This window comes from Rhizobium lentis (genome assembly GCF_014200175.1).
Taxonomy (GTDB): domain Bacteria; phylum Pseudomonadota; class Alphaproteobacteria; order Rhizobiales; family Rhizobiaceae; genus Rhizobium; species Rhizobium mulingense.
Map to the genome: position 1 here is coordinate 89,810 of NZ_JACHBD010000005.1, position 15,494 is coordinate 105,303.

Consider the following 15,494-nt stretch of genomic DNA (forward strand, 5'->3'; position numbering starts at 1 on the left):
GACCTATACTTCCTCAATTTACCAATGCTTTAGAGCCGCTGGCCACACATTGCTGACGAGGTTGCAATCTTCGTTTTCAGAAGCTTGCATAAAAGATTCGCATTGGCAACAATGATTAAATAAAGTGCATGCGATCAATGCTGAGCAGGTTGCAGCGTGTCGGAGGGATCTACAATTTTGCGCTGAATCTCGTCGACCCAGACATCGATCGGTCCGAGCGAACAGCCCATTTCCAGCATGTCGATCAGTTCCGCAGGCCCCGCCACCTCGAACTCTATCCTGCCGGCGTCGGCGTAAAAGAAATGCTGGGAAAGGCCGAGCTTGTCGGCATGGCGGCGAATCCACGGGACGAAAGAGGCGGCATTGACGTCGCCAACGATCGTGATCCGTTCCCGCAACTCGCCCTGGCGTGATGGTCTCATGGATTGCACTGGTTTCCTATCATGATGACAGCATAGCGCGTCGGTGCCGTTGTGAAAGGGGCATGAGCGGGCGAACGGTTTTGGCGCTTTCGTCGGACATCAGGACAGGATGCCAGTCAATTTGCCGGCGGCGTTGCGATGCGTGGACCTCGAAGTGCAGGCGGCCCGGATCTGTTCGGGACATGAGGCACGTAAAATCGGAGATCGTTCTCGCGCGCCGGCAACCTCGTTTTACGCGTCGAAGCATTGTTATTAGCATGTCGCACTTCTAACCAGCTTTGGAGAATCTACGCCAAGTGCAACATGGGCGTGTGCAGGGTAGGGGGTCAGCCGCATTCACGCAAATGCGCCATGAAGGTTTGCCGTAAATGATGAGCTTAGGACGACTCGTCCTCTCCTTCTGTTATGATTTTTTCACATTAATTGTAGCGGCGGTCGCTGCTTGTTCGCCGCCAAGACTCTGGGCGAGAGACAGGGGACCTGCATCCAACTTGGTCCGATGATCAAGACGGAGTTAACGATCGATCTGTTCTCAATGGGGCCCACCAAAGGCACGCTGCAAGCTGGCGCTAATCGCGGGCCATTGATTGGGTGATAGCTCAAATTCCGCTTTCGCGAATGATGACGCCGGCGACCTTCCGCCATATCTGCCCGGCAATCGATGCTGGGCGCGCTTCGATGACAGCAATCCCCGACATCAGGTGCTGGAGGGACGAGGGCTCCGCCACCTCCAGCGTAACGCGGTAGAGCGAAACCTCAGGAACCAGTGTCGCGTTCGCCCCTTGACGCGTTGCGATCGCGCCGCCATGAAGGGAGGCAAGTTCCCCGTCCGGCAATGTTTCTATGGCGGCGCCGTCGATGGTGATGACGCGTGCCTTGAGCCGAGGCGAGGCAAGATCAGCAGGAACAAAAGAGCCCTCGCCGCCAACCTCGATACGCTGGAGATCGGCCTCCATTACATAGGCCCGGACGCGGGCAGCCTTTGCGTCGGCAATTAGTCCGACGGATTCACCGACCTTGAGCCACTCGCCGACCGCCAGCGGATCGGCAAGCTGCACGACGGTTCCCGACACCTGTGCCCGAATGACGAGCCGGCCCCTCTCCACCTCGGCTGCAGCAAGCTCCGCCTTGGCTCCTTCTAATTCACGTTCCAAAAGCTGTGCATCGGAGCGCAGCGTCGGGTCCTGTGCTGCGGCCCGGATACGCATCACAAGATCATCGACATGCAGTCTCGCCTTCTTGAATTTGAACTCGATCTCGGGCGAGGCAAATTCGATCAACGGTTCATCCCTCTCCACCCGATCGCCGACCTTCACATGGATGACCGAGACACGCCCCGCCACCTGGGTGAACAGTTCGACTTGCGTGGCAGCGGCGAGCAGCGCCGGCGCATGAACCGAGCCCCGCCAGGGGACGACCAGCGTGACGAGAATGCCGGCAAAGATCGTGAAGGTGAGAACAGTTCTGGCGTTTAGCGGGCGGCTGCGGCGCCGTTTCCCCCAGTCGATCAGTTCCCGAACGATCGGACGTGCGGTGAACCACCACAGCTCCACTGCGAACAGCAGGATGCCGAGCGCCTTGAAGAACATGTGGTAGACGACCAGCGCGATGCCGAGGAACAGAAAAAATCGGTAGAGCCATGTCGAAAACGCGTAGACGAGAAGGATGCGGCGCATGCCCCGGGACCAGGGCTCGGGAGGCGGAGCGCGGAAATCGAACAGCATTTCCCGGAGCTTGTGGCGCGCGAGCGCGAAGGAGCGCTCCTGCAAATTTGGCACGTCGATCAAGTCCGAGAACAGGTAATAGCCATCGAACCTCATGAAGGGTGACATGTTGATAAACACCGTCAGTACCCATGCGGTCGTCGCCCATACCAACACAACGCTGCGAAAGGCGCCGTCGGGAAGGAAGCTCCACAACAGCAAGGCATAGGCCGCAAGGCAACACTCGGCCGCCACGCCGGCACAGCCGATCGCAAGCCGCTTCCGCCGGTCCTTGAGCCGCCAGGCCGCGCTAGTGTCGGTATAGAGGACAGGGGCCATGACCAGCAACGCGACCCCCATGCTTGGAACGCGACACCCGTAGCGCTTCGCCGTAAGTCCATGGCCAAGCTCGTGAAGGACCTTGGAGAAAAGCAGCGCCGCACCCGCCAAAGCCGCGCCTTCCAGCGAAAAGAACCAGGGGAACGACACTTTGAATGTGTCCCACTGCCGCAGCGCCAGGTATAGGCCAGTCAGCCCGACAAGGACGGTGGTTGTTAGAAAGCCGTAACTGTAGACCCATTCCAGCCTCCGCAGCAGGATCCCGAGAATCCGGTCCGGCCGCAGGAGCGGAATGCGAATGAATAGATAGTGGTGGATCAGCCAGGTGAGCCAACCATGCTGTCCGGCAGCCTTGCGCTCCAGAAGACGCCGTGTTGCCTCGGGCCTGGCTTCGCGCAACAGATGAGCATTGGAAAGGAAGCGGAAAAATTGCTCTATATCGGTCTTTTCCGGCCTCAGCGTCGTGTCGCGGCCGATCTGATCAGCGATCTCCTGCATGTCTCCGAGACGCCACCGGCACAGTACTTCGAATTCCAGCCAGCCGATGCGATAAAAGCGATTGGCAGCCGGATCGTAGAGCGTCCAGCTCGGCGCCCCGCCTCTCAGCCGTCCAGCCCTCTCCAGAACAAGCTCATCGCGCAATGGCGGAAGATCAGCCGATGCGCGCGCGGCGATGTTTTCAGGTATAGGAGGCGCGGGCGATGCGCCCGCAGCGAGGCTCAGAACCCCAGCCATTGGCGCGCCGCCGATATCGGCCGTCGGAATATCGCATAGGCTAGCGGCACTCGCTCGCCATAGAGCTTCGCCGTTCCCTTAAGTCCGATCCGCGGCAATTGTTCGTGCTCTGCAAACTGCGCCTTAACGCGATAGGCAAGTACCCCGTCAGGACCTTGCTGGGCCTTGTAAGAGACGGAGGTTAGAACGGCATCCAGCGGCCGCCCGGGCTCGATGTTCAGGAACAGCCAGACTGGTCCGCCGACTTCAAGGTCGATCGCGTCTGCCACCGGAAGACGCGCATCAACCTCGACTCTGCTCGGATCGGCAATCAGCATCATGCGCTCGCCGATGGCAACAGGCCGGCCAATCCAGTCGTTCGGATCGTCATAGACCGCTATTCCGGAACGCGGCGCCTTGATATCGGTCTGGCCGAGCTGCTCCGTCAAATAAGCGACCTCGGCCATCTGCTGATCCAGCTTGCCTTGCAGCACCGGCAATGAGGCACGGACCTTCTGGTCCACCACTGCGAATTGTTTTGCCTGGCGCAGCTCGGCTTCTGCCGCCTCCTTGGCGCGGGTCGCCACCTCAAGCTGGTTGCGCAGCTTTCTCGGGTCGAGCGTAATGAGGGTCTGCCCTTCCGCTATGGTTTGGTTCGGCTTCGCAAGGATATTCTCAACGACGCCGTCGAGGGGCGCGCGGATCATGAATGGTTCACGCGGAGCAATCTCGGCCTGCGCAAGCACGGATTGACGAACCGGCACGAAGGCAGAGGCGAAGAGAACTGCGAGCATGAGTACGAAGGCTATCCTGCGCCTGCCCTTTCCCGAGCCCGTTATCCTCTCCCGAAAGCCCCTGCCTTTAAGCTGCGCCCTCCAAGCGTGACCGTAAGCGTCAGCTATCACTTCTAGGAGATTCCGCTCTCCCTCATTCAGCGGAGTCTCGCGCGCCAGGACAAGCGCGCCGAGCGGACGTCCAAGTGGGACCCATACCAGATACGGTGGCAGCCACTCCGCCCACTCGACTGCGATCCTGGGATCGACGTCGGCGGAAACGACTTCGTGTATGCCTTCAAGGCCCTGCGCCTCCAGTTGAGAGCAAAGCCCGCTCGCCCAGACGAGGTAGGGTGCATATGGATCCGGAATCGCAACGCCTGATACTGCGATGACGCGCCCTGCCGGAGCCGAGCGCCACAGCAATGCCTGTCGGTAGCGCACGACCGCGAGCGTTTCATTCACCATGACGAAGGACAGTTCGTCATCGCCTGCCGCACGCGCCCGCTTTTCCAGGTGAATAAGGGCCGTGAGGCGCAGGAGTTCGCGATTGGGAATGTTGCTCATCGGACGGACGATTCCGGGGGCGCGATGAGGGCGAGGCCGCTCATGCCGGGAATGAGTTCCGGAAAGTCGCCGTCGATGCGTGCATAGATCTTGATCGACTGGCTGACCGGATCGATGCGCGCCCCCGTCCTGGTAACGACCGCGGGAAAATCGCGATTGAGCTCGTCGATGCGCACGGCGAACGTCGCGCCGGGTTTCAGCCAGGAGAGCCAACGTGACGGCGCAAGCAGCTCCACTTCGAGATCGTGGTCACTGACGATATCCAGCATGGGCTCGCCGGCCGAAACGTATTGGTACCGACGAATCTTCAGCTCGGCGATCCGACCGGAAAACGGGGCCACGATATTGCAGCGCGAGACATCCGCCGCGGCAGCACTGTATTCAGCTTTGGCGGCGAGCACCTCGATCTCGGCAAGGTCGACATCGACCTTGCCGGTCGCTCCCTTCTTATCGAGCACTGTGAGCGCTGCCACCTTTCGCTCGCCGCGGCGGACCTGGGCATCGGCGAGCGAGAGCTTGGCTTCGTAGGTCGCGCAGTCGATGGCAGCAATCTCGTCCCCTTGCCGAAAGGACTCGCCTTCGCGGAACGGCAAAGCTACGACCTTCCAGCGACCTCGCTGGAGAGCAGCGTGGCGCTGCGTGAGACCAGCTGCGCGCGAATACCTGCCCCCTCCGCCGTCTGAGCCATCGCGGGATCTGTTCCGGCGGGCAGGGCGATCAACAATGATATTGCAGCCCGCGGCAGAAACTTGCGTGCAAGTCCCATGTCAACAGCCCAACGGCTCGCTCTCATCTTCATGAGCCACTCTTCTTCGCCGGCGCCGAGGCGACGGCCGCGCCGTCGATCTTGACGGGTGCGGATGTGGGGGAACTGAAGTCAGGAACTTCGATCCTGGCGCTCCGCCGTTCGGATTCCCGCTGGCGGAGGGCCGCAACCAGGGCGTCGAGATTGGTCGTGGAGATGCCGTCGGGGAGAGCATCCAGACCGAGGGTCACGTAAATATACGCATCCGCGTTCTGCAGGTCGGCATAAGCACGATTGCGTGCCAGGTCCGAGAGCGTAGCATTGGCCCGCTCAAATATGCGATCGAGGTCGGATGCTGTTTCGGCTTCCGCCGTCTCGGCCGCAACGGTCGCAATACGGCGGTTGACCTCGGCCAAAGTGCGCGCATTGTGATAGTTTTTGCGGGCGATCTGGTATTGCTGGGCGGCGATTTGGACCTGCGCGAGCACGGACGTCGTCATTGCGAACCTGCGCGTTTCAGCAATTTGAGCCTGCGATTCATTCAGTCGCTTCACGTCCGGCAGGGTTGCCAGGCGCAACAGATTCGCCGTCACGCGGGCGCTCGCCTCGGCCCAGTTATTGAAAAGAAGATAGCTGTTGCTGTCGTAGTTGAGCGAACCGAGCAACGTGACGCCGGGGACCAGCTTCAGCAGCGACTTACGCCCTTCCTGCTGAACGACCCGGGTATTGTAGCCTTCCTCATGGAGTTCCGGCCGGTTCACCAGGGCCACCCGCTCCATCTCGTCGATGGTTAGCCGCACGGGCGCAGGTGCGGGCATGTCCTTGGGTATGACCAGCTTATATTCGATGCCCGGACGCAGCCCCATCAACTGCGCGAGCTGGATCTTGGCGATTGTGAGATTGTCATCGACACCTTCCAGCTCCTGGATCAGTTCGATGAGCGAACGCTGGTAGCGCAGCGCGGCAAGCGGATCCTGGGCGCGAGCCGTTTCCAGGTCGCGCGATGAAACCAGCGCCCGCCGCGCCTCACTGATGATCGGCCGCAGGCGCGGACGTAGCCGCTCGGCGGCTACCGCGGTCCAATAAGTCGACCGGACCTGCTGAAAGATGTTGTTGATGACTCGCCGCCGCTGCTCGTTGGCGATTTCGACGCGATCGGCCTGCTGCTTCGCCTGCAGATAGCTTAAACCGAAATCGACAATATTCCAGGATAGAGTAAGGTCGGCGAACTCGCGCCGACGGTCGACGGAGACGTTCTGGAAATTGGACGGGTTGATAGCGCCGCTCTGGTAGCTGGCGCTTGAACTCACCAGCTCGCGGTCGCGCGCCACATAGCCGGCATTGGCGGTGAGGTTGGGCAGCATGTCGAGCTTCGTCAGATCGAGCTGCCGGTCCTGCATGGCCGCATTGAAGATCTGCAGGCGGTGGTCGAGATTGTAGGCGACGGCCCGAGCCTGGGCTTCTTCCAGCGATATCGGGCCTGTCGGGGCGGGGCTGCTATTTTCCACCGCCGCAAGATCCTTCGATGCGCGAGCGATGTTCTCATTCAGCGTGAATGGCTCAGGTTTGACGATGCAGGCGCTCAGGCCTACGCACAATAAGATCGCTGACAATCGTAGCAGCATTGGTGCATCCCCGCTCGAATTCTGGATTATTGCCGCCACTTGATCATCGGTCGCCACTCCCTTCCGCAGCCAATGATTCAATGAAGCGTGCCGCTTGAATCATCTGACCGGCGGGGCCGAGCGCTAGCAGCAGATTACTTAACGAAATGTTGTCTGTTCCACCTTCCGCGCCGGTTTCAGGGGCGGCGAGTGAAATCCGCGGCAGGAGTTGATCGGCGACGACGTGACCCGGAAGCTGTATATCGCCGCTGTGATCGTCTTCGATCGGAGCGTCTTTCTGCTCCGGCTCAGAGGCGTTGTCAGGTGTTGTCTCGCCGGCGTCATCAACCGCCTTGGCGGGCTTGGTCGCCTTTTCCGGATGCGGAAGCTTGGCGGCACCCGCATCGAAGCTCTTCTTGACGTCGCGCAGCACGTTGATGGTAAGCACGGATTCCGCCTCGTTGCCCTCGGCGTCGCGGGCAACAACACGCACCGTGTAGACACCTGGCTTCACGGCGTCGTCCGGTATGGCGGTGACACTTTGTGTGTGCGCATCGAAGGTGATCCAGGAGGGTAGCGGCAAGTCGCGGCCGAGTCGGGCCTCATAGAAGAGCGTTTCCCGGTCCAATCCATATTGCTGGAACGACATCTGCTGCGTGATCGGCTGCCATGTCACCGCATAGCGATGGATAGGGCGGCCCTCGAGATGGCCCATGTCGCCGTAGGAGCGCTCGTCAGTGTCATGGATATCCCATTGCAGGGCACCGTCGTGATGATCTTCTTCCCCACGCTCGGAGTCAGGCAGGTTGATGACGCTGGGATCGCTCGCGGGCGGCCGGGTCACTGTAATATCCACCACATGGCTCGCCGTGCCCGGCTGGGCACCGTCTCCCGAGACGCCGTTCAGATGATCATCGAGCGCGACACTCAACTGGTCCGAACCTTCGAAAGTGCGGTCCGCCACATAGGAAAGGGTCGCAAGCGCCGCTTTGATCGCATCGCGCGTGCCGGAGATCGTGAGTGTCGCTCCACTGCCCTCGCCGACGATGCCGCCGGTCGGGTCGGCAATCGTGATCACGCCGTGTCCCACGCTCAGGGTGACGGTGAAGGCATCGGTCGCTCCGGTTGCCGAGAGGTCGATCAGGTCGTCGATGCTGATTGCCGGTGCGTGGCCTGAACCTCCGCGGCCGTCGAAGACCACAGGTGCATCCGGCATCGTGGAGATACTGTCCGGCCCGGAAACCGTGGGGGTGTCGTTGCGGGGCTCGATTTTGATGCCCATGGTGGCGGGCGTCGAGTATTCCGCGCCATCGCCGAGCTGATATTGGAAGCTGGCATAGACCGTGCCGTTTCCATCCGGCGCCGGGCGATAGGTGAGCTTGCCTGCCGCGATGTCAGATAGGCTGACAGTCGCACCGGCGGTCAGCGCCTCCCCATTGCGATAGAGCGTGCCCTTGGTTGGCACCTCGACAATCCTGACGTCCTCGACCAAATCGCCCGCATCAGCATCGGTTGAGGCGAAGTCGTCCGGCGTGAGAATTATGACGCCGTCCTCGGCACCGGCTATCAGGTGGTTCGGGTCGACGATGACCGGCGCGTCATTGGAACCGGAGATGATGATGGTCAGCGTTGCCGTGGACGCGTCGCCATCGCCATCAGTGATCGTGTAGGTGAACTCCTCCGTTAGCGTCTCGCTCGGGCGCAGCTGGTCGACGGCGGGATTGGCATTGTCGAGCACATAGGAATAGCTGCCATCCGGGTTGAGCGTCAGGTTGCCATAGTTGCCGCTGACAGGGGTTCCGATCGGCTGTGCGTCTCCGCCGAAGCTCAGACCGGTCACCGTGCCGCCGTCAGCACCGAGGCGATCGGCTACGTCACCCGGACCGGTGCCGCTCACCACGTTGCCGGTGACCGAGCTGGTGTTCTCGGCGATTGTGCTGATGTCGTTGGCCGCTGCCGGCACGTCATCGATGATGCGCACCGTCAGAATACCCGTGCTATTGTCGCCGCCCGCATCCGTGACTGTCAAAGCGATCTGATCGAAGCTCTCCGTCCCGGATGGCTGGCTCTGTGAGGCCTTTATGACATAGCTGTAACTCAGCGCTCCCGCGGTGGGCACTGCGCCCGCACCGCTGCCTGTCGTAAAGCCGGTCAGCGTCAGAGTGCCTTCCCCGGTGTCGATCGTTATCGGGGCCGAACCCAGCGCCTGCAGCTCGGTGAGCGTCACCGTCCGGCCGCCAACGGTAACGGACGCAAGTCCGTCCGGCGATGCGATATCGATCGTGCCGGTGGTTGTCTCGCTCGCGTCCGCCGTGTCGGTCAAGCCGTGCTCGTCGACCTCGGCCTCGCCCGCCGCGCCGCCATTGGCGTCGATCGAGGCTATGGCCGGTGAGCCATCCGTATTGCCGTGTACCGTGACCGTCAGCGTCGCTGTCGAGGTCTCACCGTCGCTGTCGACGATCGTGTAACTGACGGTCTCGCTTAGCGTGCCGCCGGCCTTCAGCTTGTTGACCGCCGGGTTGGTGTTGTCGAGCTGATAGATATAGCTGCCGTCGGCGTTCAGCGTCAGCGAGCCGTAGGCAGTCGCAAACGACAAGCCCACAGGATGTCCTGTGCCGCCGAAGCTCACCGCCGTTACGACATTACCGCTCGCCGGAGGACCGTCGGCGCCAAAATCGTCCGCCACGTCCTGCGGGCCTGCTCCCGTCACAACATTGCCGCTCACGGTCGCAGACGCCGCATCTTCGGTGATCTCGGCCGTGTCGTTGCGCCCCGTCGGCGCGTCATCAACAATGCGCACGGTCAACGTGCCGTTCGCAGTTGTGCCGCCCTCGTCGGTTATCGCAAGCGCAATCGCGTCGAGGCTTTCTGTCGCCGATGGTTGATCCTGCGCAGCCTTCAGTTCGTAGCTATACTGAATTGTGCCGCCGATCGGAATGCTGCCGTTCGTCGCCGTCACCGTGAATCCAATTAGGGTCAGTGTTCCCTCACCAGTATCGATCGTGATCGGCGTGGAACCGAGCCCCTGCAGCTCAGCCAAGGTGACGGCTTGTCCGCCGACCGTCACGGAGGCCAGTCCATCCGGCGCCGTAAGGTTGATGGTCCCGGTGGTTTTTTCGGTGGAATCCGATGACGATGTGAGGCCACGCTCGTGGACTTCAGCCTCGCCCGCCAGGCCGCCGTTGCCGTCAACGGGGAGAATGGTCGGACCGCCATCCGTATTGCCATGGATCGTGATCGTGAGCGTTGCGGTCGAGCTCTCGCCGTCGCTGTCGACGATGGTGTAGCTGATTGTCTCGCTCAGCGTCTCGCCGGCCTTCAGCTCGTTGACGAACAGGTTGGTATTGTCGAGCTGATAGGCATAGCTGCCGTCGGCGTTCAGCGTTAGCGAGCCATAGGCGGCCGCAAACGGCGAGCCAACCATGCGTACCGTGCCGCCGAAGCTCACCGCCGTCACGACATTGCCGCTCGCTGCAGGACCGTCGGCGCCAAAATCGTCCGCCATTTCCTGCGGGCCCGCTCCCGACACCACATTGCCGCTCACGATCGCAGACGGCGCATCTTCGGTGATCTCCGTGGCGTCATTGCGTGCGGCCGGTCCATCATCGACGATGCGCACCGTCAGCGTGCCGGTGCTGTTGTCGCCACCCGCGTCCGTAACCGTCAGCGCGATCTGGTCCAGGCTTTCCGTCGCCGCGGCCTGGTTCTGGGCGGCCTTCAACACATAGCTGTAGGTCAGAGTACCGCTTGTCGGCACGCCGGTGGCCGGCGTGAAGCCGGTCAGCGTCAGGATGCCCGCGCCTGTGTCGATTGCGATCGGTGTCGAATCGAGCCCCTGCAGTTGAGCGAGCGTCACCGACGTGCCGCCCACGTCGATGGAGGCAAGGCCATCGGGTGCCGTGATATCGATCGTGCCGGTGGCCGTCTCGCTCGGATCGATCGCCGAGGTCAGGCCGTGCTCGAAGACGTCGGTTTGCCCAGCCGCGCCGCCATTGGCATCGGCCGGCAGAACGGTCGGAGACCCATCGGTCCGGCCCTGGATGACGATCATCAGCGTCGCCGTCGACGTTCCGCCCGCGCCGTCGGAGATCGTGTAACTTACGGCGTCCTGCAGCGTGTCACCGGTCTTCAGCGCGTTGACCGTCGGATCGCCGTTGTCGAGATCGTAGGTGTAGGTGCCGTCGTCGTTGAGCGTCAGCCAGCCGTGATCTATCTTGAAGCGCGTGCCGACACTTTGCGCGTTACCGGCGAAGCTCACGTTGGTCACCGTAACCGTCAGCGAGTCCGGGTCAGTATCCTGGCCGACGCCGCCGTGGCCAGCGATCACGTTGCCGCCAACCGAGGCTGGGCCATCTTCCGTTATGCTATTATTGTCGTCACGCGCAGTCGGGGGTTCGTTCGCGGCATTGAACGTTATCGTTCCCGAGAGCACGTTGGAAGCCAGCGCGGGTCCGCCGGCATTCCCGCCCGCCTGCTGATTGTTCCCGTCATTGGCGATGATGGTATAGGTGCGGGTTGGGCTGGCACCGTAGCTCGTTGGATTGTCGGTGGTATTTACGAATGCAATGCGCTCGATGAGGCTCTGCACCTCGCCGATCGTGGTATCGGCATCAAGCGTGATGGTCAGCGTGCCGTCGACGCCGCCACTGACGGTCACTCCCGCCGGCAGGCTACCCTGAACCGCCAGTACGTCTCCGGTCTGGAAATTGCCGAGGCTGACCGTGATCGTGCCGGCACCGAAGACCGTGGCGGCAAGGCCGGGCGTCGTCGAAAGGTCGATGTCCGAGACCGTGGCAGTCCCGGCGGTCACCAGCGTCACGGGAGCAGTACCTACCCCGGACGTCCCGCTCTCGACCGCCGTCGGATTGCTCACTGCCCCGCCGAGCACCGGGGCGTCGTTTTGCTTGATGACCGAGGTCGTAAGGCCACTTGCGAGCGACCAATGGCTGGTCTGATCATTGACGGTGGGCGAGATATCCTGGCTGGCGGCGAAGTTGACAGGACTGTCCGATGCGCGAACTGCCAGGGCACCCGGCGTCCCATTGTAATTTCCGTCCGGCAGGAAACGCAGATGCGCATCGGTGGGCAGGAGCAGCGCCGCCGTATCGCTAACGGATGTGGCGATGTCGGTCCAGGTCGTTCCGTCGAGCGAATATTGCCAAACGCCCTGAGCGGCGGTGGCGGCGTTGTCGACGATCGCGATGCCGCCGAGGGGAGTCGCGGCATTGCCGCCGCCAGTGATGGAGGTTCTGTCGTCGATCGCGTCGGCGTAGGGGCCGGTGCCGTAGATCTGGGCGACCGTGCGGCCTGGAGGATTCGTAACGTCCTCATTCACGTTGGGCAGTGATGTAGAGGAAAGGGTCGGACGATCGTTGACGTTGTCGACGGCAGTCGACAGCACAACCGTTCCCGCGCTGTAGCGGGTCGTGCCGCCGGTGGCGCTCCCGCCCGAAAGATTGACGACGGTTCCGGTCACCGGCACCGTCCCCCCATCTTCCATCAACCGCACCGTCATCGCATTGGGCGTACCGTGGAAGTCGGCGGCAGGATTGAACCGCACCAGAGTGTCGGCGCTGAGGATGAGCGCAGTATTGAGGTTGCGAGCGCCGACATCCACCCAGCTGCTGCCGTTGAAATACTGCCAGCTGCCCTGAGACGTGTTGGTCGTCAGTCCGACGACAGCAATGCCGGCAAAGCTGTTCGAACTCGATCCTGCGGGAATGAGATCGACTGGATCACCGAACTGGCCTCCGAAAAGGCTGGCGACAGTCTGGCCGGCAGGTGTCCCGTCCTCCGGGCCGGCCGGCAAGGTTTCGGTTCCGTCGCCAACCACCTGGGGCGCATCGTTCACCGCGGTCACCGTGAAGGCGAACGTGCGCGTGGTCACGAGCGCCGCCCCCGACGCGTCAACGTAGCCGAAGTCGCCGGGATTGGAATTGGCGTCGTTCGTATCGCCGGTCAGACTACCTGGACGGCCACCGTTATGGCCGCCGTCATCGACCACGATCGTAACATCGAACTGCCCGTTCCAGTCGCTCGCGTTCGGCGCGCCGGCAACGTCGGGAAGCTGGATGCGGATGCTGTTCAGTGTCGAGTTGATGTCGGCCACCGACCCCGTCAGCGTCAGCGTCCCGGTTCCGATGCCGTTGACACCGGCCGTTCCGCCCGCCGAGGCGAACGTGAAGCCGCTGGGCAGCGTCACGGTGGATGAAACGGTATCGTTCAAGGCGTCGGCATCGGTGACGGTGATCCCGCTGAGCTGAACAGTGTTCGAGCCTTCGGGTGTGATCAAGGCTCCGCTGAGATCGATTTGTGCCGGGTCGTTGACCCCGCTCGGGAAAAGATCGCGCGCGTTCGCGGCCACATTGGTCGTCAGCCCGCCCGGCACTGCCGCGTAAGGATCGACCGCCGTCGTCGGCACCGCCGTGCCGTTGCCGCCATTGTCATCGAGCCCGCCGTCAGCGCCACCGGTCAACGCCCCGGACGAGACGTCGCGCACGCGGTCGTCCGCTACGACCTCCATTTTGTAATGGTTATCGCTGTTGGCAAGACTGCCAGTGAACTCGACCTGCAGCTGCCCGAGATAAGCGTTGACCTGATCACGTGTGCCGCGGATGACGAGCGCGCTCCCCGTGCCATCAAAGGTGTTGTCGATCTCGAATGTTGCTCCCTCGGCTATCGCGGCAGTCGAGGTGATGTTGACCTCCTGGTGTTGCAGCGAACTGAGCGGTATGCCCGAGGTCGAGGTGATGCGCACCGTGACCTGGACAAAATCGGTTTCCCCGGCGGCAGTTGCGGTCTCACCGTCTCCGCCAAGATCGAGGTCGCCGACCGAGAAGCCCGGTATGGCGGTCGGCCCGCTCACCGCAACCGTGCCGGTACCGGAGGAGACGGTCGGTGCGTCATTGACGGGGGTGATGTCAAGGGCGATCGACAGGTCGGAAGGGTTGTTGGCAGCCTGCCCCGTACCCAGGTTGGAGCCGGTGTCGCTGAATGAGACGGCGAGTGTTACGTCTCCGGCCGCAGCGCCGTTGAGATCGTGGTTGATATCCTGCGCGCTTCTGTAGTTGAGGCTGGCATTCAGGAGGTTCTGGATGTCGGCGGCGGTTCCGGTAAGAACCAGGGTCCCGGTGTCGCGGCCGCTGACTGCCACGGCGCCCGGGTTGGCTGCCACGTTCAGCGCTCCACTCGCAATGGTGAGCGTCACCGTGACCGGTGTTCCGAAGGCCGCCGATTCCGGATCTGCGACCGTGAAATTGATCTGGCTGCCGATAGGTGTCGCCTGGTCTTCGTAAACCGTCGCCGAAGCGCTTCCGCTGGTCAAGGTCGCCGGGTCGTTGACGCTGGACGCACGAATCGTCACCGTGGCCGCCGAGATATTGCCGGCGATCGCGCCGGTTGCCGGCACCGCATCGGCATACCAGTCGTAGTCGGTCGACGGCACCGCCAGGGGCGTCCCCGTCATGGGCGTTTCCGGCTCGTTCAGAGTGCCGCCGCCGTTGCCGCCGGGCTGTAGACCTGCAGCCGTCCCGTCCCTGTCGACAAGTGTGCCGGTGCTGTCGCGTACGCGATCATCGGCAATGACCTGGATCTTGTACGTCTCGTCCCTATCGGTGCTGAACGACACCTTGAGCGTGCCGAGCGCGGCGTTGACATCGGCAAGCGTGCCTCGCAGTACGAGGAAGTCGCCGTTGCCGTCATGATCAGCGTCTATTGTGGCGCCACCGGCAGTAACATCGATCTGTACGTCGGCGTAGTTTCCGGCGTTGAAGGCGCTGCTATCGGATTTGAGCAGGCGCACGATCACCTGGACGAAGTCCGTTTCCTGCGCCGTGACAGTCGCCAGATCTGGATCGGCCACGCTGAAGCCCGGCACGTTCGTCAGATTGTCGGTCACGTTGATGACACCGGATGGGGCCGTCACGACCGGCGCGTCGTTGGTAGGCTTCAAGTAAATCCACAACTCGCGGGCTGTCTGTTCTGCGGCGCCGTCGGCCAGCGTGAACACGACCTTGTCGTCCGGAGTGCCGGGATAGCCGCTGCTTGTCGGATCGTCGCCATTGCTCAGATAGTAGATGCGGCCGGCATCGACATCGGCCTGGGAAAAGGCCGAACCCACGCCGATCGTAGTGAAGTTCACACCGTCGGTTGAGTAGGCAATGCGACCATGCGCGGGTGCGGTGGTGATGCGATATTGCACCTGCTCCCTGGTACTGTCCGCATCAATCGCCTGCAGCATCGCCGAGGTGATTTGTGAGAACGAGCCTTCCCAGATGATCTCGAGCGGTTCGTTCGCGCCGGTGCCGGGGATCGACGTGCCCGGCAGATTCCCGGTCGGATCGGGCTGGGTTGGGTCCTGGGCAATCTGCGGTGCGTCGTTGACGTTGGTAATGAAGAAATTCACCGATCCAGTATTCGACGTCTTGCCCCAGCGGTCGGTCGCTTGCACGTCGAAGGTGTCGCTGCGGTCTTCCCCGCCGTCGTGAACGTAACGCAGGCGCGTTGTTCCCGGATCGTTTGTGATCCAGGAGGCCTCGATCTCCATACCGGCTGTGACGTCAAGCCAGTTGCCGACGCCGTCGCGATACTGCAACTTGCCGTGATTCGGCATGTTGGCAATCGTGAAC

The 15,494-nt window shown here is 62.2% G+C and carries 6 protein-coding genes; all 6 read right to left on the minus strand.

The window, feature by feature from the left end; all coding sequences use genetic code 11:
• Positions 1-134: 134 nt before the first annotated feature.
• The 6 genes from GGI60_RS13505 to GGI60_RS13530 all read right to left on the minus strand — a co-directional run bounded on the left by GGI60_RS13505 (position 135) and on the right by GGI60_RS13530 (position 15,478).
• The gene (locus GGI60_RS13505) at positions 135-422 is read right to left on the minus strand and encodes an acylphosphatase (protein ID WP_183916493.1); all 288 of its coding nucleotides are present in this window, start codon (positions 420-422) and stop codon (positions 135-137) included.
• Between the two features lie 599 nt (positions 423-1,021).
• On the minus strand, positions 1,022-3,106 hold the full coding sequence (locus GGI60_RS13510) for an HlyD family efflux transporter periplasmic adaptor subunit (protein ID WP_183916495.1): 2,085 nt from the start codon (positions 3,104-3,106) through the stop codon (positions 1,022-1,024).
• A gap of 77 nt (positions 3,107-3,183) precedes the next feature.
• Positions 3,184-4,518 carry an efflux RND transporter periplasmic adaptor subunit gene (locus tag GGI60_RS13515; RefSeq protein ID WP_183916497.1) on the minus strand — a complete coding sequence of 445 codons (1,335 nt, stop codon included), beginning with the start codon at positions 4,516-4,518 and terminating at the stop codon, positions 3,184-3,186.
• The gene (locus GGI60_RS13520; protein ID WP_183916499.1) at positions 4,515-5,111 is read right to left on the minus strand and encodes an efflux RND transporter periplasmic adaptor subunit; all 597 of its coding nucleotides are present in this window, start codon (positions 5,109-5,111) and stop codon (positions 4,515-4,517) included. The genes GGI60_RS13515 and GGI60_RS13520 overlap by 4 nt, the downstream gene beginning before the upstream one ends.
• A gap of 202 nt (positions 5,112-5,313) precedes the next feature.
• Complete coding sequence (locus tag GGI60_RS13525) at positions 5,314-6,888, minus strand: TolC family protein (RefSeq protein ID WP_183916501.1); 1,575 nt, start codon at positions 6,886-6,888, stop codon at positions 5,314-5,316.
• A 43-nt stretch (positions 6,889-6,931) separates the two neighbouring features.
• Positions 6,932-15,478, minus strand: a complete 8,547-nt coding sequence (locus GGI60_RS13530) for a VCBS domain-containing protein (RefSeq protein ID WP_183916503.1) — start codon at positions 15,476-15,478, stop codon at positions 6,932-6,934.
• Positions 15,479-15,494: the final 16 nt, after the last annotated feature.

Bases quoted from the DNA above. Each gene is read 5' to 3' on its own strand.
- GGI60_RS13505 (WP_183916493.1), bottom strand. From the start codon at position 422: ATGAGACCATCACGCCAGGGCGAGTTGCGGGAACGGATCACGATCGTT.
- GGI60_RS13525 (WP_183916501.1), bottom strand. From the start codon at position 6,888: ATGCTGCTACGATTGTCAGCGATCTTATTGTGCGTAGGCCTGAGCGCC.
- GGI60_RS13515 (WP_183916497.1), bottom strand. From the start codon at position 4,518: ATGAGCAACATTCCCAATCGCGAACTCCTGCGCCTCACGGCCCTTATT.
- GGI60_RS13530 (WP_183916503.1), bottom strand. From the start codon at position 15,478: ATGCCGAATCACGGCAAGTTGCAGTATCGCGACGGCGTCGGCAACTGG.